At 31.2% G+C, this 23,690-nt stretch carries 21 protein-coding genes; 6 read left to right on the top strand and 15 right to left on the bottom strand.

Annotation, left to right across the window (positions count from 1 at the left end; genetic code table 11):
• The first annotated feature begins 24 nt into the window (after nt 1-24).
• Both OT390_RS03950 and OT390_RS03955 read left to right on the top strand, forming a co-directional pair.
• On the top strand, nt 25-1,047 hold the full coding sequence (locus tag OT390_RS03950; protein WP_042962337.1) for an MBL fold metallo-hydrolase: 1,023 nt from the start codon (nt 25-27) through the stop codon (nt 1,045-1,047).
• Nucleotides 1,048-1,116: 69 nt separating this feature from the next.
• Nucleotides 1,117-1,458 carry a cupin domain-containing protein gene (locus OT390_RS03955; protein WP_002869841.1) on the top strand — a complete coding sequence of 114 codons (342 nt, stop codon included), beginning with the start codon at nt 1,117-1,119 and terminating at the stop codon, nt 1,456-1,458.
• Between the two features lie 60 nt (nt 1,459-1,518).
• Here the strand turns inward: OT390_RS03955 and OT390_RS03960 are convergent, their stop codons facing one another.
• The 15 genes from OT390_RS03960 to OT390_RS04030 form a co-directional block, all read right to left on the bottom strand.
• On the bottom strand, nt 1,519-2,688 hold the full coding sequence (locus OT390_RS03960) for a pyridoxal phosphate-dependent aminotransferase (RefSeq protein WP_002860745.1): 1,170 nt from the start codon (nt 2,686-2,688) through the stop codon (nt 1,519-1,521).
• Nucleotides 2,689-2,859: 171 nt separating this feature from the next.
• Entirely contained in the window at nt 2,860-3,498 is a 639-nt protein-coding gene (gene cysE, locus OT390_RS03965) for a serine O-acetyltransferase (RefSeq protein WP_002860746.1), read from the bottom strand.
• Complete coding sequence (gene speA / locus OT390_RS03970; RefSeq protein WP_010891885.1) at nt 3,499-5,334, bottom strand: biosynthetic arginine decarboxylase; 1,836 nt, start codon at nt 5,332-5,334, stop codon at nt 3,499-3,501. It lies immediately after the preceding gene.
• On the bottom strand, nt 5,331-6,557 hold the full coding sequence (gene hisS / locus OT390_RS03975) for a histidine--tRNA ligase (RefSeq protein WP_002860747.1): 1,227 nt from the start codon (nt 6,555-6,557) through the stop codon (nt 5,331-5,333). Before hisS ends, speA begins: the two co-directional genes overlap by 4 nt.
• Entirely contained in the window at nt 6,554-7,132 is a 579-nt protein-coding gene (gene tmk / locus OT390_RS03980; protein ID WP_002852526.1) for a dTMP kinase, read from the bottom strand. The genes hisS and tmk overlap by 4 nt, the downstream gene beginning before the upstream one ends.
• Nucleotides 7,123-7,599 carry a pantetheine-phosphate adenylyltransferase gene (coaD, locus tag OT390_RS03985; RefSeq protein ID WP_394535877.1) on the bottom strand — a complete coding sequence of 159 codons (477 nt, stop codon included), beginning with the start codon at nt 7,597-7,599 and terminating at the stop codon, nt 7,123-7,125. The genes tmk and coaD overlap by 10 nt, the downstream gene beginning before the upstream one ends.
• Nucleotides 7,600-7,638: 39 nt before the next feature.
• Complete coding sequence (locus OT390_RS03990) at nt 7,639-8,202, bottom strand: UbiX family flavin prenyltransferase (RefSeq protein ID WP_002860748.1); 564 nt, start codon at nt 8,200-8,202, stop codon at nt 7,639-7,641.
• Complete coding sequence (gene flgA / locus OT390_RS03995) at nt 8,199-8,861, bottom strand: flagellar basal body P-ring formation chaperone FlgA (protein WP_002876101.1); 663 nt, start codon at nt 8,859-8,861, stop codon at nt 8,199-8,201. Before flgA ends, OT390_RS03990 begins: the two co-directional genes overlap by 4 nt.
• A gap of 83 nt (nt 8,862-8,944) precedes the next feature.
• Nucleotides 8,945-9,721 (bottom strand): MetQ/NlpA family ABC transporter substrate-binding protein, encoded by a 777-nt coding sequence (locus OT390_RS04000; protein ID WP_002852406.1) that lies wholly within the window; start codon nt 9,719-9,721, stop codon nt 8,945-8,947.
• Nucleotides 9,722-9,730: 9 nt separating this feature from the next.
• A complete protein-coding gene (locus tag OT390_RS04005) occupies nt 9,731-10,501 on the bottom strand; it encodes a MetQ/NlpA family ABC transporter substrate-binding protein (protein ID WP_002859805.1) in 771 nt (256 codons plus the stop codon).
• Nucleotides 10,502-10,549: 48 nt separating this feature from the next.
• On the bottom strand, nt 10,550-11,323 hold the full coding sequence (locus OT390_RS04010; protein ID WP_002859806.1) for a MetQ/NlpA family ABC transporter substrate-binding protein: 774 nt from the start codon (nt 11,321-11,323) through the stop codon (nt 10,550-10,552).
• Nucleotides 11,324-11,514: 191 nt separating this feature from the next.
• Nucleotides 11,515-12,426, bottom strand: a complete 912-nt coding sequence (locus tag OT390_RS04015; protein ID WP_002861419.1) for a methionine ABC transporter permease — start codon at nt 12,424-12,426, stop codon at nt 11,515-11,517.
• Entirely contained in the window at nt 12,423-13,433 is a 1,011-nt protein-coding gene (locus tag OT390_RS04020) for a methionine ABC transporter ATP-binding protein (protein WP_002852619.1), read from the bottom strand. Before OT390_RS04020 ends, OT390_RS04015 begins: the two co-directional genes overlap by 4 nt.
• A gap of 4 nt (nt 13,434-13,437) precedes the next feature.
• Nucleotides 13,438-16,050 carry a valine--tRNA ligase gene (locus OT390_RS04025; RefSeq protein WP_002927948.1) on the bottom strand — a complete coding sequence of 871 codons (2,613 nt, stop codon included), beginning with the start codon at nt 16,048-16,050 and terminating at the stop codon, nt 13,438-13,440.
• Between the two features lie 22 nt (nt 16,051-16,072).
• Nucleotides 16,073-17,092 carry a coiled-coil domain-containing protein gene (locus OT390_RS04030; RefSeq protein ID WP_406611517.1) on the bottom strand — a complete coding sequence of 340 codons (1,020 nt, stop codon included), beginning with the start codon at nt 17,090-17,092 and terminating at the stop codon, nt 16,073-16,075.
• 128 nt (nt 17,093-17,220) lie between these two features.
• Here OT390_RS04030 and OT390_RS04035 point away from each other — a divergent pair, with 128 nt between their 5' ends.
• From OT390_RS04035 to napA, 4 genes are all read left to right on the top strand, one after another.
• On the top strand, nt 17,221-19,251 hold the full coding sequence (locus OT390_RS04035) for an ATP-dependent helicase (protein WP_002927952.1): 2,031 nt from the start codon (nt 17,221-17,223) through the stop codon (nt 19,249-19,251).
• Nucleotides 19,252-19,291: 40 nt separating this feature from the next.
• Nucleotides 19,292-20,032 carry an AcfC family adhesin PEB2 gene (peb2, locus tag OT390_RS04040; RefSeq protein ID WP_002867970.1) on the top strand — a complete coding sequence of 247 codons (741 nt, stop codon included), beginning with the start codon at nt 19,292-19,294 and terminating at the stop codon, nt 20,030-20,032.
• A gap of 98 nt (nt 20,033-20,130) precedes the next feature.
• Nucleotides 20,131-20,658: a thiol peroxidase gene (gene tpx, locus OT390_RS04045; RefSeq protein ID WP_002856712.1), complete on the top strand. Its 528-nt coding sequence runs from the start codon at nt 20,131-20,133 to the stop codon at nt 20,656-20,658.
• A gap of 246 nt (nt 20,659-20,904) precedes the next feature.
• Nucleotides 20,905-23,679, top strand: coding sequence for a periplasmic nitrate reductase subunit alpha (gene napA / locus OT390_RS04050; protein WP_002852404.1), 2,775 nt, complete (start codon nt 20,905-20,907; stop codon nt 23,677-23,679).
• Nucleotides 23,680-23,690 lie beyond the last annotated feature (11 nt).

Consider the following 23,690-nt stretch of genomic DNA (forward strand, 5'->3'; position numbering starts at 1 on the left):
CTTAATAAACATAAAAGGAAAAATTTGAATTTATCATTTAAAACCTTTGATATTTCCAATACACAACGATCAAAAGCTAAAAAAGTGCAGGGTAAAAAATATGAAATTTTTCTTAATGAAAATGAGCACAGTCTTATAACTCCTAAAGTGTCTTTTAAAGAAATTTTGAGGTATTATTATCTTTATCCAAAAAATGCCATCCCTTCTTTTAAGTTACCTTTTTTCAAGCCTGATTTGAGTGGTTTTAGCACTCCGCATATTACTTGGCTTGGACATTCTTCGCTTTTTATAAGTTTTAAAGAATATAAAATTTTGATCGATCCTGTTTTTAACACTCATGCTTCGCCTATTTCTTTTATTAACAAGGCTTTTAAAAATGCTCCTGTTTATAATGTAAATAATTTTAATGAAATTTTTGCTGTGATTATCACGCATTCACATTTTGATCATTTAGATGCTAAGAGTGTCAAAGCTTTAAAAGAAAAAGCACGATTTTTTATCACACCTTTAAAAGTGGGAAATTATCTAAAAAGCTATGGGGTGAGTGAGAAAAAAATCATAGAGCTTGATTGGTGGAGCGGCATAGAATTTGGTGATTTAAAAATCATTGCAACACCTGCACAACACAGTTCAAGCAGGGGAGATGGTAAAAACAAAACCCTTTGGGCTTCTTTTGTGATGGAATTTTTAAGTGTAGATAAGAGAGTGTTTTTTAGCGCAGATGGAGGGTATTTTACACATTTTAAAAAAATAGGTGAGTATTTTGGAGATTTTGACTTAGCTTGTCTTGAAAGCGGACAATTTAATATCGCCTGGCCATATTCACACTCTTTTCCTGAGCAAATTTTAAAAGAAGCAAAAGATCTTAATGCAAAAGCTGTCATGCCTATACATTGGGGGAGATTTTTAGCAGGAACTCATGCATGGAATGAGGTGGTAAAATTTCTTTATGAAAATTTAGATTTACCCCTTATCACACCAAAAATGGGCGAGGCTTATGAAGTAGGAGCTAAATTTAAACAGGATTTTTGGTGGAAAGAAGAATAAATTAACACAAGTTTATAATTTATATTTTGGCTTTTGCTATAGTTTTATAAAACTAAAAAAGGAGATTTTGTGAAAATCATTCAATGGAATGGAGCGGAATTTAGCCCAAAAGAAGTGAAAATCAATGTTTTAATTGATAATGAAAAAGGTAAAGAAATTCAAATTTTATTAGCTAAAGATAGCGTGATGAAAGAGCATAAAGCTCCTTTTGCTATACATGTTCAAGTTTTAAGCGGTAAAATTTGGTTTGAAGTGGAAAAGGAAAAATTTGAATTAAATGTTTTAGATATGATAGGCCTAGAGGCAAATGTAGCGCATTCTTTAGGTGGATTGGAAAATTCTATAATAAGATTGAGTTTAAATAAATCAGATAGTATTCAAAGGGTAAATGCTGTGCTTAAAAAGCCTTGATTTTATTTTGATTTTATAAGGTTTTAATTTGCTTAAATAATTCTAGGCTTTAACCTAGAATTATTTATAGTTTTTAATGAAATTTGCTATTCTTTCTAAACCTTTTTTGATAAGCTTATCGCTCGTAGCATAAGAAAGCCTAAAATATCCATCCATTCCAAAACCTATACCTGGAACAACGGCAACTTTTTCTTGTTCAAGTAATTTTTGGCAAAATTTCATAGAATCTTTTTCTATTTTTTGTATATTTACAAAAAGATAAAAAGCACCTTCTGGTTTATAAATACTGATCTTTGGGATTTGTTTAAGCATATCTAAGGCTAAGTTACGGCGTTTTTCAAAAGCTTGACGCATTTTTTCTATATCTTCATCACATTCTCCATTTAAAGCAGGAATGGCTGCATGTTGAGTGATGGAGCAAATATTTGAAGTGCTTTGTCCTTGAAGTCTTTTAACAGCTGAAATTAGGGCTTTATTTTTGCTTGCCATATAGCCAAAACGCCATCCTGGCATAGCTCCACATTTGCTAAGTCCGTTAATGGTCACAGTGCGTTTTAAAGCATCTTCGCTTACACTTGCAAAAGCTACAAAATCAAAACCATCATAGCGAAGTTTTTCATACATTTCATCACTTAAAACAGTAATTTGCGTTCCTTCTAAAACTTTAGCAATTTGAGTTAATTCTTCTTTAGAATAAATCGATCCCACAGGATTTGAAGGAGAATTTAGCATCAAAACTTTGGTTTTAGCTGTGATAGCTTTTTTTAATTGTTCAGCGGTAATTTTAAAGCCATTTTCTTCTAAGCCTTCTATAAATACAGGTTTTCCACCTGCAAATTTTACCATTTCAGGATAGCTTACCCAGTAAGGACTAGGGATAATCACTTCATCATCTTTTTCTACTAAGCATTCTATACATTCAAAAAGAGAGTGTTTTGCGCCTACATTGGTGATGATTTCATTTGTTTCATAATCAAGATTATTATCTTTTTTAAATTTGGTTTGAATAGCTTTTAATACTTCAGGAATTCCTGCAACAGCAGTGTATTTTCCACATCCTTTTTCAATAGCACTTATAGCGGCATTTTTGATGGTTTGTGGTGTGTCAAAATCAGGTTCACCCGCTGAAAAACTAATGATATCCTCGCCTTTGGCTTTAAGTTCATTGGCAAGTGCAGTGATAGCTAAAGTGATAGATTCTTCTAAAACTTGAGATCTTTTTGTAAGCATTTTTCAATCCTTGATAATTTTTGTTTAATTTTAGCAGAAAATTGCATTTTTACAATAAATTTAATTTAAAAATGAGTTGTAAATTTCAATAAATGTGAAAATTTGTATTAATTTTTAGGAAAAATTAATACGCATAATAATACATATAATTTTATGTATTATAAAAAATTATTATTTTTGTGATTCAGGTTGTTTTAATATAAGATTTTCAAGTTCTAAAATTTTCTTTTCTAACTTTTCTAGTTTGTCATCGCAATTTGCATCTATGGCTCTAATGTTTTTATTTTTACGCTCTTCGATAATATAAGCAGGAATTCCAACGGCAGTTAAATTTGCACCTACATCTTTAACCACTACAGCATTTGAGCCTATTTTGGCATTTTCTCCTATGGTGATATTGCCAAGCACTTTTGCGCCTGAGCCTATGATCACTCCTTTTTTTATGGTTGGATGGCGTTTAGTACCTTTTTCAAGGCTTGTTCCACCTAAAGTAACGCCTTGATAAATTAAAACATCATCTTCTATAATTGCTGTTTGACCTATAACCACTCCATTGGCATGATCTATAAAAATACGCCTTCCAAGTTCTGCTCCAGGGTGCAAATCTACCCCAGTTAAGAATTGTGAAATTCCGCTAATCATTCTAGCAATGCGTTTAAAATTTCTTATGTAAAAAAAATGTGCAAAGCGGTAATTTACTACAGCCCATACTCCAGGGTAATTAAAAAAAAGTTCTATACAAGAATTAAAAGCTGGATCTTGTGCCTTTGGCTGAGAAAAATCTTCTTTTATAATACCCCAAAAATTCATCTAAACTCCTATGCTTTTTAAATAACCATTATCATTTAAGAAAAGATAAAGTTCGCCTAAAATATGCTTTTTTTGCTTATCATTTACAAGCTTAGAATTACTTATGCGTTCATTAAGTATATCCATGATAGCGTGTATATCATAGTCTAAATCTTCTAAGGTATCAAGTATGGATTGCGCTTCTATAATCCCCTCGACTTCATAGCCTTTTTCATTGATGCTTATAATAGCTTCAGTAGGATGAGTAAAAAGATTGTGTTTCATTCCAAGTACTTCTTGATAGGCACCTACAAGAAAAAACCCTAGAAAATAATTTTCTTTTTCTACATCTACATCGTGCAAAAATAAAGGTTTATCTTTAGAGTATGAAATTTCTCCATCGCTATCGCAGGTTATATCCCAAATACTTGCACTTCGTGTCGGTTCTTCATCTAAGCGATCAAGTGGCATGATGGGGAAATTCTGTTCTAAACCCCAAAAATCAGGCATGCTTTGAAAGAGCGAAAAATTTACCAAATACCTTTCTTGCACTTCATCTTGTATGGCAAGTAAATCCGCAGGATTTTGCTTATCGCCTAAAAGCAAGATGGCTTTTTTTGTAATCAAATGAGTTAAAATTTCAGCATTGGAACGATCTTGTAAATCCACATAGCCCAAATCAAAAAGAGTTAAAATACTCTCTAAATGATCTATGCTATCGTGCAAGTATTCTAAAGCATTGGAAGGTTTTATACTTTTATAAAGATCATAAAGCTCATCGATAAGTTTTGGATTTTGTTTTTTAAGTATGAGTTTGTTTTCTGCGTATTCTTGAGAAAAAAGTTCTAATACAGGAGCGATTAAAACAGCGTGATTAGCTGCTACAAAACGTCCACTTTCTATGAAAATATCAGGCTCTAAATCTTTTTTTTGTTCGGCTATGTTTTTTAGGATAAAAACTACATCGTTAGCGTATTCTCTTAGGGTGTAATTTCTACTTTTTTCATTTTTAAATTGTGAGTATTCCACAGCTAAACCGCCACCAAGATTGATAGCTTTTAGATTTTTAGCTCCCATTTTTCTAAGTTCTGTATAGATATTTCCTGCTTCATTTAAGGCTTTTTTCAAGGGGTGAATTTCGGTAATTTGTGAGCCTAGATGAAAGTGAATCATGGTAAATTGTTCTAAAAGTTTGTTTTCTTTGAGTAAATTTACCGCTTCTATGAGTTCAGTGGATGTAAGTCCAAATTTAGAATTAATCCCACCGCTTTTTGCCCAAATTCCAACTCCAGCAGAATGCAAACGTACACGTAAGCCTATATTTGGTTTAGGTTTAAAGCGTTCTTTAGCTATGTCTATGATAGCTTCAAGTTCATTAAGTCCTTCTATGGTTAAAGTGATATTATGTCCCATTTCAGCTGCGATAAAGCCTATGTTGATAAGTTCTCTATCTTTAAAGCCATTTACGGTAATAGGTGCGCCTTCGTTATTATAAGCCATAGCGAGTAAAAGCTCTGCCTTAGAACCTGCTTCAAGTCCATAGTTATAGTCTTTTCCAAGTTTTACAAGATTTTTTACAAAACCAGGGTATTGATTGACCTTTAAAGGATAAACAGCGTTAAATCCTCCTTTATAGCCAAATTCCTTTCTTGCTTTATTGAAATTTCCGTAAATATTTTCAATTTGTTTTTGGATAAGATGAGGAAATCTTAAAAGTAAAGGCCCCTTGTATCCATCATCTCTTAATTCTTTAACTATATCAATAATAGCAGGTTTTTTCTCGTAATTGATACAAACTTTACCATTTTTGATAATGAAATTTTCATTTCCCCAAATATCAATACCATAATCCATCATAAAACCTTCTTTAAGTCTGAAATTTTAATCATTTTTTCTTCTTTTTTTGCTAAATTTTTATAAAACAAACTTTCATTTTGTGCTTCATTTTCTCCCATACAAAGAAAAATTTCAGTATTATTTTTATCCGCGTTTTCAAGATGTTTGGCTAGTTTTCTTGCTTCATAGCTTAAAAGTACTTTATATTCTTTTCTTAAATTTGTAGCGATATGCAAAAGTTTTTGGATATAAATTTCATCCATAGCACAAAGATAAATTCCTTCTCTTTGAATCTTTTCTTCTTTTTGTTCTAAAATAGTTATAATTCTTTCTATACCCATGGCAAAACCTATACCATAGCCACTTTTTCCACCTAAATACTCTATAAGTCTATCGTAGCGTCCTCCACCTGCGATAGCAGCCTTTGCTCCTATTTCATCGCTTATAAATTCAAAAGCCGTTTTAGAATAATAATCCAAACCCCTCACAAGTTTTGAATCTAACTCAAATTTAACTCCATTATCCTTTAAAATTTGTTGCAGTGTTTCAAAGTCTTTTTGGCAAGAGGTGCATAAATTATTGATCAAAAGCGGAGCATTTTCAAGCAAATTTTGACAATGCTCATTTTTACAATCTAAGACACGAATAGGATTTAAATTTTTTCTACGCAAACAATCTTCACAAAAACCTTCTTTGGAATCTAAGAATTCAACGAGCCTATCGCGGTATTTTGGCAAGCATTGTAAGCAGCCTAAAGAATTAAGTTGAAGTTTAAAATCAATGCCAAGGCGTGAGAAAATTTCTACTAGCATTAAAATAATGCTTGCATCTTCATAAACATTAGGTATGCCAAGGCTTTCAACTCCAAATTGATGAAATTCTCTTAAGCGACCCTTTTGAGGTCTTTCATAACGAAACATAGAACCATGATAAAACCATCTTTTCACACTAGTGTTTTTATCGAGTTTTTTTTCTATATAGGCACGCACCACCCCAGCAGTTCCTTCAGGACGCATGCAAACATGATTTTCGCCTTTATCGATAAATTCATACATTTCTTTACCTACTATATCAGAACTTTCTCCTACGCTTCTTTTAAAAAGGGTGCAAAGTTCTAAATGCGGTGTATTGATAAAAGTAAAGCCATAGTTTTTAGCTACTTCTTCGCAGGTTTTAATCACTTTTTCATAATAATACGCATCTTTATCTAATAAATCTTTCATTCCTTTTAAAGCGTTAATCATTGTAAAAATTCCTTTATTTGTTGGTGTAATTTTTCTTTACTTTCTTTTGCGTCAAGTGTTAAAATTTCTACAGAAATTTTTTCTTTTAAAAAATGAAGCACTTTTTCGAGTTTGTCCTGTACACTTAAAAAATACTCAATGCCACGTTTTTCTATACTATCTAGTTCTTTTTGACTGAGGCGTTCTTGGATAAGGTTTGCATCTCCTTTTAAAAAGATAATTTTTTGTGGAAAAAAATTTTCTAAAGCAAAACTATTTAAAGCAAAAAGCAAATCGTTTTCAAAATCTTTGGCATAAGCCATGCCTGAAATAAAACTTCTATCGCTAATAATGAGTTTGTTTTGATTGGTTTTTAAGATTTCTTCAAAATGTTGAGCACGATCAGCTAAAAAAAGCAAGAGTTCAGCTCTTTTGTTAATAGGATGAGTTTTATTAAGTAAAATTTCTCTTAAATGTTTTCCAAGTTCTGTTCCGCCAGGTTCGAGTGTGAAAATGGCATCTTTGTAAATTTCTTTTAAAAGTGAAATTTGCGTACTTTTTCCTACGCAGTCAATACCTTCAAAAACTACATACAAGATTGATCCTTTAAAAAAGGTAGAATTTCTTTTGGAACAAGAGAACTTACATCACCCCCATGTGCTACTATAGAACGCACAATAGAACTTGAAATAAAAGCATGTTTTAGACTTGGCATAAGATAAATGGTTTCCATATCTTCCCAAAGTGCGTGATTTGCATAGCCAATTTGCAATTCGTATTCAAAATCACTCACTGCTCTAAGTCCACGGATTATAGTATTAACTTTTAATTCTTTGGCTAAATCTACAAGTAAATTATCAAAAGCAATGATTTTAACATTTTTTAAATTTTGTGTTGCGAGTAGGGCTAGTTCTTTGCGTTTTTCTAAATTATAGCAAGGTTTTTTATGTTCACTTTTTGCTATGGCAACGATGACTTCATCAAAAATTTTTAAAGCCCGTTTTATAACATCTAAATGCCCGTTGGTAATAGGATCAAAAGTCCCAGGATATAAACAAGTCATTTTTGCTCCAATTTTTTTTAAAAATATAACAAATTTAAACTAAAAATTTTGCCATTTTTCATATAAATTGTGTTTTATTTCTAAAAGATCTAACCATTTACCTGCGATAAAATTTTCCATTTGCTCTAGATTGTTTGCTTTAGAATAGCTTGCGATAATAGGAGGGGCGATAATAACTCCCATTTGGCTAAGTTTTAACATATGTTCTAAATTTAAAGTAGAAAAAGGCATTTCGCGTACGCCTAAGATAAGTTTTTTTCTTTCTTTTAAGGCCACTGCTGCAGCACGCATTAAAAGAGTGTCTGCAAAACCAGCGTGAATTTTTGCTAAACTTGAAATTGAACAAGGAGCAATGATGGTTTTTTCTATTCCAAAAGATCCACTTGCTACACTTAGACTTAAATTTTTATCATCTAAAAAATAAGTGTATTTAAAATTTTCTTGACAAATTTCTTCTAAATTTGCTTGATTTTCAGTTTTGAAGCTAAGTTTTGCACCTTGGGTTAAAATGCAATAAAGTTCGCATTGGTTTTCTAGATTTTTTAATAATTTTAAGCCTAAATTGACACTGCTTGAACCAGAAATTCCTAATAAAACCTTCATTGTATAATCATCCTATTTTTACCCACTACGATGCCTTGCATAACTTTACCTTCTTTGTTTTTTGCACGAATCCTTTCGCCCATATTTGCACTTTGCAAAGCCACAAGTTCGATTAAAACATCAACATTTGCTTCGCTTAAAATCCCGATTATAGGATCATTTCGGCGTATTAAAGCTGTGGTTTTAAACATATTTGCTCTTAAAATGGCGTTTTTGTTAATATTGCTTTTAGCTACAAGATTATCTACATCATCTAAGGTTAAGGCATTTAAAGGAACTTTATCAAAATCAATCAATACGCTTTTATAGTCAAAAGCTCCAAGTTTATCTCCTCTTTTTATAGCGCGTTCGCTTTTTAAAACTTCTAAATTTGCTTGAATGAAATATCTAAAAAATACATTTTTTTGTATATTTTGCGGAGTTTTAAATTCAGCCCTTAAAAAGCCTTGTGCTTGATTAAAACGCCCATTAGCGATTCTTAGAAATTCATATTGATCAAAATCTTTAGGCAATGATGTTATTTTTAAATCAATTTGAGAAATTATAATTTTAGGAAAATTATTTCTAAATTCTTTAGCTAGTGCTGTTTTGATTTCTTCTAAACTAGCTGCTTGGATATAATTTATCACAATAAAAAAAGTTAAAAAAATAATTTTCATTTTTATCCTAAGAATTATAATGCAATAAATAGTATTTTAGCTTTTATAAGTTTAACAAAGCCTTTAGAAGGCTTTGTATAGAGTTAAAAAGTAGGGATAACAGAGCCTTTGTATTTTTCTATGATAAAATTTTTAATTTTATCGCTTGTTAAAATTTCTTTAATAACAAGACTTTTTTGACTTGTTTCTTCACCTTTTCTTGTAGCTAAAACAATAGCATATAAACTATCTTTATCTTCCATAAAAATACCATCTTTTAAAGGGTTTAAGCCTGCTCCAAGAGCATAGTTTGTGGTAATAATAGCCAAATCAGTATCATTTAGGGCTCTTGGAAGTTGTGCGGCTTTAAGCTCTATAAATTTAAGTTTTTTTGGATTTTTACTTATGTCAATAGGGGTTTTAAGGGTGCTTTGACTTTTAAACTCTATTAAATTTGCTTTAGCTAGTAAATCAAGAGCTCTGCTTTCATTGGTAGCATCATTAGGTATAGCGATTTTAGCACCATTAGGAATGTCTTTTATATCTTTTATGGAGTTAGAATATATAGCCATAGGAACTAAAACAATAGCACCTAAAGAACTTAATTTTGTTCCTTTGTGGGTATTAAAATCATCTAAAAAAGGTTTATGCTGATATAAATTTGCATCTAAATCTTTTTCATTTAAAGCGATGTTAGGTATATTATAGTCATTAAATTCCTTAACTATTAACTTCCAACCTTTTTCTTGAAATAAGGGTTTAGAGAAATTTAAAATTTCAGCATAAGGCGTTGGTGTTGCACCTATGATTATGGTTTTATCCGCCCCAAAACTAAGGCTAATTGTAAATAAAACACTTAAAAATATTTTTTTAATATTCATATTATACTCCTAAAAAGCTGGGATTAATATATCTTTATAATGTTCATTAATGATGGCTTTAAATTTATCGCTTCTTAAAATTTCATCAATTACTTTGGTTTTTTCGCTATTTTTATCTTCTGAGTGTACCACAACATAATTTACATAAGGGCTATTTTTATCTTCCCTAAAAATAGTATCTTTACTTGGATTCAGACCGGCTCCAAGTGCGAAATTAGAATTAATTATAGCAATATCAACATCATCTAAAGCTCTTGGAAGTTGTGCGGCTTTAAGTTCTATAAATTTAAGTTTTTTTGGATTTTTGTTTATGTCCAATGGGGTTTTTAGAGTATTTTTGTTAAGCTCTATTAATTTTGCTTTCTCTAAAAGCTCTAAAGCTCTGCTTTCATTGGTCGCATCATTAGGTATAGCAACTCTAGCACCTTCTTTAAGATTTTCTAAATTTTTGATTTTTTTACTATAAACTCCTACTGGAGCTATAAGTACAGGCGTTGTTGCAATTAAATTTGAACCTTTTTTTAGGTTGTATTCTTCTAAAAAAGGTTTGTGTTGATATAAATTTGCATCAAGTTCTTTTTCCTCTAATGCACGATTGGGCAAAATATAGTCTGAAAATTCTACTATTTTAAGCTCATACCCTTTGTTTTTAAAATCATCTTTCATTAGTTCTAGTAAGCTACCAAAAGGATTTGGAGTGGCTCCTATAGTAATGTTTTGTGCAAATAGGCTAGATAAATTTAGAATGTAAGCGAGTATAATAATTTTAAATAAATTCATAAAAACTCCTTTGTATTTAAGAAAAAAGTCCCTAGGTAAGGGACAAAATTAAAAAGCAGGTAAAACAGATCCGTTGTATTTTTCTATGATAAATTGTTTGATTTTATCACTTTGTAGAGCTTGGATTAAGGCTTTGATTTTTGGATCGTTTTCATGTCCCACTCTTACAACAAGAATGTTTGCATACGGGCTTTCTTTATCTTCGATAAATACGCTATCTTTTGCAGGATTTAGATTTGCAGAGAGAGCGTAGTTGGAATTAATTACAGCAAAATCAACATCATCCAAAGCTCTTGGAAGTTGTGCGGGCTTTAATTCTACAAATTTAATTTTTTTAGGATTGTCTATAATATCAAGAGGTGTTTTTAAAGCCTTATCTTTAAATTTTACCAAACCTTTTTTTGCAATAATATCTAAAGCTCTACTTTCATTGGTTGGATCATTTGGAATGGCGATTTTAATCCCTTCTTTAATATCATCTAGACTTTTGTATTTTTTGGAGTAAACAGCCATAGGTTCTATGTGTATGGCAGCTACTTTGATAAGTTTGGTGCCTTTGTTTTTATTAAATTCTTCCAAATAAGGAGTATGTTGGAAAAAATTTGCATCGGCTTCTCCGTTATCAACAGCTAGATTAGGTAAAACATAATCCGTAAATTCTTTGATTTCAAGTTTATAGCCTTGTTTTTCTAAATCAGGTTTTACTTGTTCTAGGATTTCAGCATGAGGGACGGGAGTTGCTGCAACTGTGATGGTTTCTAATGCATTTGCATTAAGACTTAATGTTAAAATACTTGCTATAAATAAAGATTTGATTTTCATTTTTTTCCTTTTTAGTCATTTTGTGCTTGCTTTAATCTTAATAAATTCACTCTGACTATCAGGAAGAAGTATATAAAAACTTGTTGATAGTCAGATTAACGCATCTGATACATCATTTTAATTCCTTTAGTTTTTTGTTTAAATTTTACTTAAAAAAACTTATATTTATCTTAAAAGGAGATATAATCTCCTTATTTTTTGAAACCTTTATAAAGCAAACTTCCTAAAAATAAGATAAAAACAATTACTTGCCAAAAGAAATTTTCATCATTGTTTATATTGATAACTATACTAACTCCAAGTAAAATCAATAGAGTGGCAATGATATATGTAGTTTTACTATTTTTAGCCCAAGTATAAAATAAATTACCTAGAATTTGAACTAACTGAACTAATATAAGTAAAATAACTACAGTTTGAATCATAACTTCTTTGTTAAATCTTTCATAACCATAGCGAATAGCGACATCTCCCAAACCTCCACCACCGACAGTTCCAGCAAGAGCAGAAAAACCAATGGTAAAGATCAAAGTTAGGGTAATTCCGCTAATTATAGCAGGAAGGGCCTCACTAAAGATAACCTTGAAGATAATTTGAATATTGCTAGCACCATAACTTTTTGCTGCTTCTATGATTCCTTTGTCTATTTCTTTAAAAGCGCTTTCAAGCATCTTTGCCAAATAAGGAGCTATTCCGATAGCTAAAGGAACTATGGCAGCATTTGTACCTATGCTTGTGCCTACTATGATTTTAGAAAGTGGTAAAAGAACAACTATAAGAATTAAAAATGGAAAGGCGCGTAATATATTGGTAATAAAATCTAAAATACTATAAGCGATTTTATTTTCTTTAATTCCATTTTTATCCCAAATAGCAAGTAAAATTCCAGGAATGATAGCCAATAAAAATCCAAATAGTACAGCCATTAAACTCATATAAATTGTTTCATTAAGCGCAGGTTTTAAAATGTTTTCATAATTTTCACTGAAACTTGTAATAGAACTTAAACTCACTTCTTTAATATCCTGCCAAGAAAATTCATTAAAAAATTGAGAAATTCTACTAAAAAAAGCACTGATGATAGAGATGTTTTCTTCATTCATGATGCCACCTCCCATAATACTCCACTTTTTTCTATGTAATCAAGAACCTTGTCTTTATCCTTTTCATTTATATTTATAACTAAATTTCCCAAGGCTTTTCCATTCAGTTTTTCTATTTTACCCCAAACTATGTTAAAGTCTATATTTAGAGTTCTTGCCATATGAGTGATGACGCTATTTTGGGCAACTTCTTTTGGAAAGTAAAGTTTGATATTAAGTCCGTGCTCAGGCAAGAAGTCGCTTTCTCCTAAAAATTCTTTCATTTTGGCATTAGGCCTTAAAAAAAGCTCATCAATTGCTCCACTTCCTATGATTTGTCCATGTTCAAGTAATAAAGCTTTTTGAGCTATGTCTTTTACCACATCCATTTCGTGAGTTACTAAAACAACAGTAATCCCAAATTCAGCATTGATTTTAGATATAAGCTCTAAAATATTTTTTGTAGTGTTTGGATCAAGAGCCGAAGTAGCTTCGTCACTAAGTAAAATTTTTGGGTTTAAAGCTAAGGCTCTAGCAATAGCAACGCGTTGTTTTTGCCCTCCGCTCAGTTCTCTTGGGTAGGATTTGTTTTTATGATCAAGCCCTACGATTTCAAGTAAGGAATTGACTTTTTGGGCAATTTCTTTTTCGCTCATGTATTCTTTATTAAAAAGCTTGGCATGAAATTTACACTGAGTATAGTGTGTTCTTAAAGGCATAGCAACATTTTCAAATACATTTTTGCGCTCCATTAGGGCAAAATTTTGAAAAATCATCCCTATATCTTTTCTAAGCATTCTTAACTCTTTTGATTTTTTTTGACTTAAATCTTTAATTTCTTGATCAAAGACTTTTAAACTTCCTTCTTGATAATTCTCAAGTCCATTAATACATCTTAAAAGAGTGGATTTTCCAGCTCCACTATGACCTACTATGGCGTAAATTTCACCCTTTTTAATCTCCAAAGAAACATCGTTTATCACGAGTTCCTTGCCATAATATTTTTTTAAATTTTTTATTTTTATCAAATTTTTAACCTCTTAGATTTTGAAGTTCAACTGATATTTTTTCAAGTTGAATTTTTAAATTTTCTAGAGCTTCTTTATTTTGCTCCACCACCTCTTTAGGTGCGTTAGCGATGAATTTTTCATTTGAAAGCATGGAGTTAAGCTTGAAACTTTCTTTTTCAAGCTTATTTTTTTGATTTTCAAGTCTTGTTAAAATACCACTTAAATCAACATTTTCAAGCGTAATAAAAATTTCTAAATTCTCGCTAACATCACATATTGCCTTTGGTAATTTTTCTTCACTAAATTCTATTTGCTCGCACTTTGCGAGCATTATGATAAAATTCATATAAGCTTTGATTTCATCTTTGATTTTTTTATCGTTAAATTTGATATAAGCTTTTTCTATTTTAGAATTTCCAAGATCGATTAAACTTTTAGCACGGCGGATACTAACTATGCTTTCTATGAGCAAAGAAAAGATTTTTTCTATATTTTTATCTTGTTCTTTAAATTTTGGATATTTGCTTATCATAATAGAAGGGCTTGTTTTAAGTTCTGTATCGCTTAGTTTGTGGTATAAATACTCGCTGATAAAAGGCATGAAAGGATTTAAAAGTTTTAAAGCTTCTTTGAAAATACTACCAAGTTCTTTAACGCTCGATTTTTCGGCTTTGCTAAGCTCTATACCCCAATCGCAAAAATCATCCCAAAAGAATTTATATAGAGTATTGGCTGCATCATTAAAGCGATAATTGTCTAAATTTTCTCTTACATCCTTAACACAAGTTTGAAATTTGGCATAAATATATTTTGCTAATTCTGAATGAAGTGTGATATTTTCCAAATCTTCAAATTTACTTTCATTTAAAAGCAGATAATTTGTAGCATTATAAATTTTATTTGTAAAATTTCTAACTTGTAAAAGTTTATCATTGCTAAGTTTAATATCGCGTCCTTGTATAGCAAGAAGTGCTAAAGTAAAGCGTAAAATATCAGCACTATATTCTTTAATGCTTTCATTTGGGTCGATAACATTTCCAAGGCTTTTACTCATTTTTCTACCTTGCTCATCTTTCACAAGAGCATGTAAATAAATATCTTTAAAAGGAAGTTGATGTAAGACATTGGTGCTTTGAAACATCATTCTAGCCACCCAGAAAAATAAAATATCAAAACCTGTAATGAGTAAAGAATTGGGATAAAAATCTTTTAAATCCTTTTCAGACCAAATTTTATCTTTACCCCAATTTTCATTTCCCCAGCCTAGAGTACTCATAGCCCAAAGTCCTGAAGAAAACCAAGTATCAAGCACATCTTCATCTTGTTTGAAATTTTGACTTTGACATTTTGGACAAGTTTTAGGCGTATGTTGGCTTGCCCATTCATGAGAGCATTCGCAATAATACACAGGAATTTGATGCCCCCACCAAAGTTGTCTTGAAATACACCAATCTCTTAAATCTTTCATCCAAGCATTAAAGCTATTTATCCAGTGATTTGGGTAAAATTTACTTTCTCCAAGCGCAACTTTTTCTATACTTTCTTGGGCGATTTCTTTTTTTACAAACCATTGTTTGGAGATATAAGGTTCAACTATATTGTTGCAACGATAACAATATCCTATTTGATTGTTATACTCTTCTATTTTTTCTATAAAACCAAGACTTTCAAGTTTGGCTACGATTTTTTCTCTTGCTTCTAAGCGTTCTAAACCTTGAAACTCTAAACAATGTTCGTTTAAAATTCCTTTTTCATCAAAAACACTTATAAAATCTAAATTATGTCTAAGTCCTACTTCATAATCGTTCATGTCATGAGCGGGAGTAACTTTTACAACTCCTGTTCCAAATTCTTTTTCTACATGTTCATCGGCTATGATTTTAATGGCTTTTTTGCTTATAGGCAAAATCACTTCTTTGTCCACAAATTTAGCATAGCGTTCATCATCAGGATGCACCATAACTGCAGTATCGCCAAAAAAAGTTTCAGGACGCGTTGTGGCTACTACTAAAAATTCATCGCTATCTTTTAAAAAGTATTTAATATGATAAAGTTTTCCTTTGTTTTCTTTGTATTCAACTTCTATATCACTTAAAGCACCGTCGTGAGTACACCAATTTATCATGTAGTTTCCACGTACAATAAGTCTTTTATCATAAAGTTCTACAAAGGCTTTTTTTACGGCATTAACCAAACCTTCATCCATAGTAAAACGCAAGCGACTCCATGCAGGAGTGATGCCTAGTGTTCTCATTTGGTCTAAAATTTTTCCACCGCTTTGCTCTTTCCACTCCCAGACTTTTTCTATAAATTCCTCTCTACCTAGTTCTTCTTTTTTAATGCCTTGAGCAAGGAGTTGTTTTTCTACAACATTTTGAGTGGCAATACCTGCGTGATCAAGCCCTGGTTGATAAAGAACCTTATAGCCATCCATTCTTTTATAACGCGTCATAATATCTTGTAGAGTAAAAGTTAAAGCATGTCCTATGTGTAAAACTCCAGTGACATTAGGAGGAGGCATCATAATGCAGAAATTTTTATCTTTTTCTTGTATGGTTTTATTGCCATCGATTTCAAAATATCCGCGTTCTTCGCAAATTTGATAATACTCTTTTTCTAAATTTTTATCATACATTATTTGCCTTTATTGTTTTAGCTTATTTAATAGAGCTAATTTCTATAATTTCACAAAACGGGAAGAAATATTGTGCTGTGTTAAGTCCAGTTTTCAAACTTTTGATATGTTTAGAAAAATCACTTCCTTTGCCATCTTTTTTAATTTGAAGTTTAAGTCTTTCTAAAATTTCTTCACGTGCTATATGTTCATTTAATTCTTTTGGATTGTTTAAATATGGGCTTAATCTATCTAAACTAATATATTTATAAGCTTTTTTCATATCTGAAAAGATAATTTCTTTGTTATAGATAGTTAATTTCATTTCCCCTTTTGGTAGCATTTTGACAAAAATACTTAGATAATAATCTTTTGCATTATCTTGTATAACGCTTAGCATATCTTTTAACAGATTGATTCTGTATTGGCTTAAAAATTTTCCATCTAAAATATAAACTTTCATATTTTCTGTGCTAAGTTCAGGTTCTAAACGACTGTTTTTTCCTATGCTTAGATACTCTCTAGCGGTATTTAGATATTTATTTTTGTTTGATTTGTTTGATTGAAGTTCTTTTTTTACAGCTCTTTCTCTTTCTAAGATCTTTTGTTGTTTGCTGATTTCTTTTTTAAGAGCTTCTATTTTGGCTTGTTTATTTTCTTGTTTTAATTTTTCTTTATCCGTATCTAAAATTTGCTTATTTTCATTTGTATTAATATTATTACTTGCATTGGTGTCATTATTTAAGCTTTGATTGTTTTCGCTTATTGATGTATTCAATGTATCGTTATTTAAGCTTTGATTTTCATCTAATAGGTTTGTTTCTTGCTTTTGGATGGTATTGTTATTAATATTTATATCTGATGAATTATTGTTGGTTTGGATCGAGGGTGAATAGGAATTATCGTAGTTATTGGTATACGATTTTTGTTCGGTGTAAGTGTTGGTATTTAAGGTGTAATTCTTTGGTTTTGAATATTCAAAAAGATAATAATATGTTCCACCTAATATTACAATAACAGCAATTAATATGCCAACAATAATAGAAAAAATTTTCAAATTCATTTGCTATCCCTTAAAAACAGAAAGTTAAATAATTTTAGCATTGTACTATAATCTAATATAAAGTAATTTTAAATTTTTATATTTTTAAGTAATTTTTTTTTATAATTTTAACTTTTATAAGGAAAATAATGCCACTTTCAAAATTAAATAATGAACAATATCTTGCTGCTACTGCTGATTTTGGACACAATCTTGTTATTGCAAGTGCAGGGACGGGAAAAACTTCTACTATTGTTGCAAGAATTTCTTATCTTTTAAGCAAGGGAGTGGCACCTCAAAAAATCATGCTTTTAACTTTCACAAATAAAGCCAGTAAAGAAATGATAGGGCGTTTAGGGAAATTTTTTGATAAAAATATTACCAGTAAAATACTTGCAGGAACTTTTCATAGTACGGCTTATACCTTACTTAGAAATGCGGATAAAAATATAGCCTTAAAGCAAGCAAGCGAGTTAAAAACTCTACTTAAAAGTGTCTATGAAAAAAGAACTTTTAGGCATTTAAGTGATATAAAACCTTATCAATCAAGTTATTTATATGATCTTTATTCTTTGTTTCAAAACAAAGCGCACAATCAAGATTTTTATACTTGGTTTTGCCAAAACTACGAAGATCAAAGTATTTATGCTGAAATTTATGAAGATATTTTAAAAGAATATGATAATGAAAAAAAGCGTTTTAATTATGTAGATTTTAATGACTTGCTTATCAATCTAAAAGATCTTTTAAAAGAAGAAAAATATGAATTTGATGAAATTTTAGTAGATGAATATCAAGACACAAATACTTTGCAAAGTTCCTTAATAGAGGCTTTTCATAGTAAAAGTTTGTTTTGCGTAGGGGATTATGATCAAAGTATTTATGCTTTTAATGGAGCGGATATTAATATCATAGGTGGGTTTAAAGATCGTTTTAAAGATGCAAAAATTTTTTCTTTAAATAAAAACTACCGTTCATCAAGAAGTATTTTAGCTTTGGCTAATAAAGTGATTTTAAATAACGAAAGATTATATCCAAAAGAACTTATTGTTACAAGAAATGATGAGTTTAAAGCCCCATCTTTGCTTACTTTTGAAGAATTATTTGATCAGTATCAAAATATAGCCAAAATGATACTTACAAGCGGAGTAAGTTTGGAAGAAATTGCCGTGATTTTTCGCAACAACTCAAGTTCTGATGGGGTTGAAGTAGCTTTAAGGGAGCAGGGCATTGCAAGTGTGAGAAAGGGAAGTGGAAGTTTTTTTGAAAGTTTAGAAGTTAAAGCTTTTAGCTCTATGCTTGCTCTTGTGGTAAATCCTAAGGATATTATGGCTTTTATTCATTTGGTTCAATATACCAAAGGTGTGGGTGGAGTTTTAGCAAAAGAAATTTTTGACGCACTTTTAAAATTAGGGCATGGAAATTTAATAAAAGGTTTTTTAGATCCTGATAAAAATGTAAATTTGCAAAATCATCAAAAAAGAAATTATCAACTTGGGCTTTTTGCGGATTTAGAAGAATTAGCCAGCGAAACTCGTTTTAAATTTGAGAGTGAATTTGATGCACATCCTATTTTAAAACTTTCAAAAATCAATGATTTATGTGCTAGAAATTTAGAAAAAATTTATCTTTTTTTAAAAAAAGCTATGGAAATAAAACATTCTTTGACTTTGGTAAATTTAATTTGTGAAAATTCTTTTTATAGAGAAATTTGTGAAGAACTTGCAATCAAAAGAGCAACAAATAAAGCAGGACAGGTGGATTTATTAAGAAAGAGTGAAAATTTAGAAAAAATAGAAACAAAATTCAATGTCTTAAAAGAGCTTACAAAAAATTATAGTGATATTTATAAGTATTATAATTTTCTAACTTTAGGTGCAAGCGAAATGAGTAGTGGCAAAGGAGTTAATTTGCTTAGTGTGCATGCAAGTAAGGGCTTGGAATTTGATCTTGTTTTTGTGATTGATCTTGCGCAAGGTCGCTTTCCTAATCAAAAGCTTATGGGAATGGGTGGAAGCTTAGAAGAAGAAAGAAGGCTTTTTTATGTTGCAGTAACTAGGGCAAAAAATATACTTTATTTAAGCTATGCTAAATATGATAAAAATAAAAAAACTTCTTTCGCCCCTTCTCGTTTTCTTATAGAAGCAGGGCTTTGCAAGGGAGAGTTAACTATAGATTGATAAAATTTCCTTTATATTATTATAAAGAAAGGTTTATTTTATGAAAAAAATATTAATTTTAAGTTTAGCAGCAGCAAGTTTTTTAAATGCTGAAATTTTAGTTTATGGTCCAGGTGGTCCCGCTCCTGTGCTAAAAGAGCTTGCTTTAAAATTTGAAGAAAAAACAAAAGAAAAGGTGATTGTAACCGCAGGTCCAACTCCAGCTTGGATAGACAAAGCAAAAGAAAATGCAGATTTGATTTTTTCAGGCAATACTTCAATGATGGATGATTTTGCTAAAAAAATTCCAAGTTTAAGTTTGGAAAATTTAAGCGTTTTAAATGTGCGTCCATCAGGTATTATCGTGCGTCCAAATAATCCAAAAAATATTAAAAATTTTGAAGACATTTTAAAAGATGACATAAATGTTATGGTGGTTGATGGCGCAGGACAAGTTGGACTTTATGAAGATATGGCTTTAAAAAGTGCAAAAAGAGAAAATTTGGTAAAATTACGTAAAAATATAAAAATTTATGCTAAAAATTCCAAAGCTGCTGTAGATGAGTGGAATAACAATCCAAATATTGATGCTTTAATCATTTGGTCTCATTGGGCAAAGGCTTTAGGCGATGATAAAGCTTTATTTATCAAAGATAAAAATGCAGTGATTTATCGTGCAGCTGAAATTGCTCCTACAAAAAAAGGTTTAGAAAATAAAAAAGCTTTAGAATTTGTAGATTTTATTAAGAGTAAGGAAGCTCAAAAAGTGTGGAAAAAATATACTTGGAAAGAAGTAAAATAATTTTGAGTGAAATTAAAAAATAATTAATATTTATAGGATATAATCACTCCTAAAACATTAATTGCAATAATGTTTAAAATATCAAAAAAGGAAATTAAATGAGTACAGTAAATTTTAAAGGAAATCCTGTAAAACTTAAAGGAAATTCAGTAGAAGTTGGAGCAGATGCTCCTAAGGTAAATCTTAAAGCTAAAGATTTAAGCGTGATTGAAATCGGTGCAGCGGGTAAAACTCAAATCATTTTAAGTGTTCCAAGCTTAGATACACCAGTTTGTGCTACAGAGGCTAGAGAATTTAATAAAAAAGTAGCCAGTTACAATGGTGCTGAAGTGATTGTAGTAAGTATGGACTTACCTTTTGCTATGGGAAGATTTTGCAGTACAGAAGGTATTGAAAATTTAAGTGTTGCAAGTGATTTTGTGGCAAAAGAATTTGGTGAAAAATATGGTGTTTTGATAAATGAAGGTGCTTTAGAAGGGCTTTTAGCTCGTGCCGTATTTGTGATTAAAGAGGGTAAAGTGGCATATAAAGAACTTGTAAATGAAATCACAGAAATGCCAGATATTGCAAAACTTGATGCATTTTTTGGTGGTTCTAGCTGCTGCGGTGGTTGTGGTTGCCATTAATTTTGATTAAGCCCATTCTTAGGGCTTAATTTTTATATCTTCATTTTTTTATTATTTTAAGTTGATTATATTTTAATTGTTAAGTTGATTATTTTTAATATTTATTTTGTGTAAGAATAATATAAAAAGGACAATAAAACTCCTATAAAATAGAGCTTTAAAATTATTATTTTTATTAAAATTTCAAGAGATTTTTATACTTCATTTTTTATAATAAGATGATTTTTTTATTTTGGAGGAATAAGGATGAATAGAAGGGATTTTATTAAAAATACCGCTATTGCAAGTGCTGCTAGTGTTGCAGGGCTTAGTGTTCCAAGCTCTATGCTTGGCGCGCAAGAAGAAGATTGGAAATGGGATAAAGCTGTTTGTAGATTTTGTGGAACTGGCTGTGGAATTATGATAGCTAGAAAAGATGGCAAAATCGTAGCAACAAAAGGTGATCCTGCAGCACCCGTAAATCGCGGACTTAATTGTATCAAAGGTTATTTTAATGCTAAGATCATGTATGGTGAAGATCGTCTTGTTATGCCTTTGCTTCGCATGAATGAAAAAGGCGAATTTGATAAAAAAGGCAAATTTCAACAAGTTTCTTGGCAAAGAGCCTTTGATGAAATGGAAAAACAATTTAAAAAAGCCTACAATGAACTCGGCGTTACAGGTATAGGGATTTTTGGTAGTGGGCAATACACTATCCAAGAAGGTTATGCTGCTTTAAAGCTTGCAAAAGCGGGTTTTAGAACAAATAATATCGATCCAAATGCAAGACATTGTATGGCCTCTGCAGTGGTTGGTTTTATGCAAACTTTTGGTGTAGATGAGCCATCAGGCTGTTATGATGATATAGAGCTTACAGATACTATTATCACTTGGGGAGCTAATATGGCTGAAATGCACCCAATCCTTTGGTCAAGAGTAAGTGATAGAAAACTAAGCAATCTTGATAAGGTTAAAGTTGTTAATCTAAGCACTTTTTCTAACCGTACTTCAAATATTGCTGATATTGAAATTATTTTTAAACCAAATACAGATTTGGCTATTTGGAACTACATAGCAAGAGAGATTGTTTATAATCATCCAGAGGCTATGGATATGAAATTTATCAAAGATCACTGCGTATTTGCAACTGGTTATGCTGATATTGGTTATGGTATGAGAAATAATCCAAATCATCCAAAATTTAAAGAAAGTGAAAAAGATACGGTTGAAAAAGAAAATGTAATCACTTTAGACGATGAAGAGGCTACTTCTTTATCTTATCTTGGCGTTAAAGCGGGTGATAAATTTGAAATGAAACATCAAGGTGTGGCTGATAAAAACTGGGAAATTTCTTTTGACGAATTTAAAAAAGGTTTAGCCCCTTATACTTTAGAATACACTGCAAGAGTAGCCAAAGGTGATGATAATGAGTCTTTGGAAGATTTTAAGAAAAAACTTCAAGAATTAGCTAATCTTTACATAGAGAAAAATCGCAAAGTCGTAAGTTTTTGGACTATGGGCTTTAATCAACACACAAGAGGTTCTTGGGTAAATGAACAAGCTTATATGGTACATTTTTTGCTAGGAAAGCAAGCTAAACCAGGTAGTGGAGCCTTTTCTTTAACAGGACAGCCAAGTGCCTGTGGAACAGCTAGGGAAGTAGGAACTTTCTCACATCGTTTGCCTGCAGATATGGTTGTAGCCAATCCAAAACACAGAGAAATTTCTGAAAAAATTTGGAAAGTTCCTGCAAAGACTATCAACCCAAAACCAGGTTCTCCTTATCTTAATATCATGAGAGATTTAGAAGATGGAAAAATTAAATTTGCATGGGTGCAAGTGAATAATCCATGGCAAAACACTGCAAATGCAAATCACTGGATCGCAGCAGCAAGAGAAATGGATAATTTTATTGTTGTAAGTGATTGTTATCCTGGAATTTCAGCAAAAGTAGCTGATCTTATTTTGCCAAGTGCTATGATTTATGAAAAATGGGGTGCTTATGGTAATGCTGAAAGAAGAACTCAACATTGGAAACAGCAAGTTTTACCTGTAGGTGCTGCCATGAGTGATACTTGGCAAATTTTAGAATTTGCAAAACGCTTTAAGCTTAAAGAAGTTTGGAAAGAGCAAAAAGTGGATAATAAGCTTACCTTGCCAAGTGTTTTAGAAGAGGCAAAAGCTATGGGTTATAGCGAAGATGATACACTTTTTGATGTACTATTTGCCAATAAAGAAGCAAAAAGCTTTAATCCAAACGATGCTATCGCAAAAGGCTTTGATAATACCGATGTTAAAGGTGATGAGAGAAAAATTCAAGGCAGTGATGGAAAAGAATTTACAGGCTATGGCTTTTTCGTTCAAAAATATCTTTGGGAAGAATATCGTAAATTTGGCTTAGGGCACGGACATGATTTAGCGGATTTTGATACCTATCATAAAGTAAGAGGTTTAAGATGGCCTGTGGTTAATGGCAAGGAAACACAGTGGAGATTTAATACTAAATTTGATTATTATGCTAAAAAAGCGGCTCCAAATTCAGATTTTGCTTTTTATGGTGATTTTAACAAAATGCTTACAAATGGGGATTTAATAGCTCCTAAAGATGAAAAAGAGCACAGTATTAAAAATAAGGCTAAAATTTTCTTTAGGCCATTTATGAAAGCACCTGAAAGACCAAGTAAAGAGTATCCATTCTGGCTTGCAACAGGAAGGGTTTTAGAGCATTGGCATAGTGGAACTATGACTATGCGTGTGCCTGAGCTTTATCGCGCTGTGCCTGAAGCACTTTGCTATATGAGTGAGAAAGATGGAGAGAAATTAGGCTTAAATCAAGGTGATTTGGTTTGGGTGGAATCTCGTCGCGGTAAAGTAAAAGCAAGAGTAGATATGCGCGGAAGAAACAAACCGCCTGTAGGACTTGTGTATGTGCCGTGGTTTGATGAGAATGTATATATCAATAAAGTTACTTTGGATGCGACTTGTCCACTTTCAAAACAAACTGACTTTAAAAAATGCGCTGTAAAAATTTATAAGGCTTAATTTAGGGTTTT

This window comes from Campylobacter sp. CFSAN122748 (assembly GCF_045277125.1).
GTDB lineage: Bacteria > Campylobacterota > Campylobacteria > Campylobacterales > Campylobacteraceae > Campylobacter_D > Campylobacter_D jejuni.

Bases quoted from the DNA above. Each gene is read 5' to 3' on its own strand.
- OT390_RS03960 (WP_002860745.1), bottom strand. From the start codon at position 2,688: ATGCTTACAAAAAGATCTCAAGTTTTAGAAGAATCTATCACTTTAGCT.
- cysE (WP_002860746.1), bottom strand. From the start codon at position 3,498: ATGAATTTTTGGGGTATTATAAAAGAAGATTTTTCTCAGCCAAAGGCA.
- speA (WP_010891885.1), bottom strand. From the start codon at position 5,334: ATGATGGATTATGGTATTGATATTTGGGGAAATGAAAATTTCATTATC.
- hisS (WP_002860747.1), bottom strand. From the start codon at position 6,557: ATGATTAACGCTTTAAAAGGAATGAAAGATTTATTAGATAAAGATGCG.
- coaD (WP_394535877.1), bottom strand. From the start codon at position 7,599: ATGACTTGTTTATATCCTGGGACTTTTGATCCTATTACCAACGGGCAT.
- OT390_RS03990 (WP_002860748.1), bottom strand. From the start codon at position 8,202: ATGAAGGTTTTATTAGGAATTTCTGGTTCAAGCAGTGTCAATTTAGGC.
- flgA (WP_002876101.1), bottom strand. From the start codon at position 8,861: ATGAAAATTATTTTTTTAACTTTTTTTATTGTGATAAATTATATCCAA.
- OT390_RS04000 (WP_002852406.1), bottom strand. From the start codon at position 9,721: ATGAATATTAAAAAAATATTTTTAAGTGTTTTATTTACAATTAGCCTT.
- OT390_RS04005 (WP_002859805.1), bottom strand. From the start codon at position 10,501: ATGAATTTATTTAAAATTATTATACTCGCTTACATTCTAAATTTATCT.
- OT390_RS04010 (WP_002859806.1), bottom strand. From the start codon at position 11,323: ATGAAAATCAAATCTTTATTTATAGCAAGTATTTTAACATTAAGTCTT.
- OT390_RS04015 (WP_002861419.1), bottom strand. From the start codon at position 12,426: ATGAATGAAGAAAACATCTCTATCATCAGTGCTTTTTTTAGTAGAATT.
- OT390_RS04025 (WP_002927948.1), bottom strand. From the start codon at position 16,050: ATGTATGATAAAAATTTAGAAAAAGAGTATTATCAAATTTGCGAAGAA.
- OT390_RS04030 (WP_406611517.1), bottom strand. From the start codon at position 17,092: ATGAATTTGAAAATTTTTTCTATTATTGTTGGCATATTAATTGCTGTT.
- OT390_RS04035 (WP_002927952.1), top strand. From the start codon at position 17,221: ATGCCACTTTCAAAATTAAATAATGAACAATATCTTGCTGCTACTGCT.
- peb2 (WP_002867970.1), top strand. From the start codon at position 19,292: ATGAAAAAAATATTAATTTTAAGTTTAGCAGCAGCAAGTTTTTTAAAT.
- tpx (WP_002856712.1), top strand. From the start codon at position 20,131: ATGAGTACAGTAAATTTTAAAGGAAATCCTGTAAAACTTAAAGGAAAT.
- napA (WP_002852404.1), top strand. From the start codon at position 20,905: ATGAATAGAAGGGATTTTATTAAAAATACCGCTATTGCAAGTGCTGCT.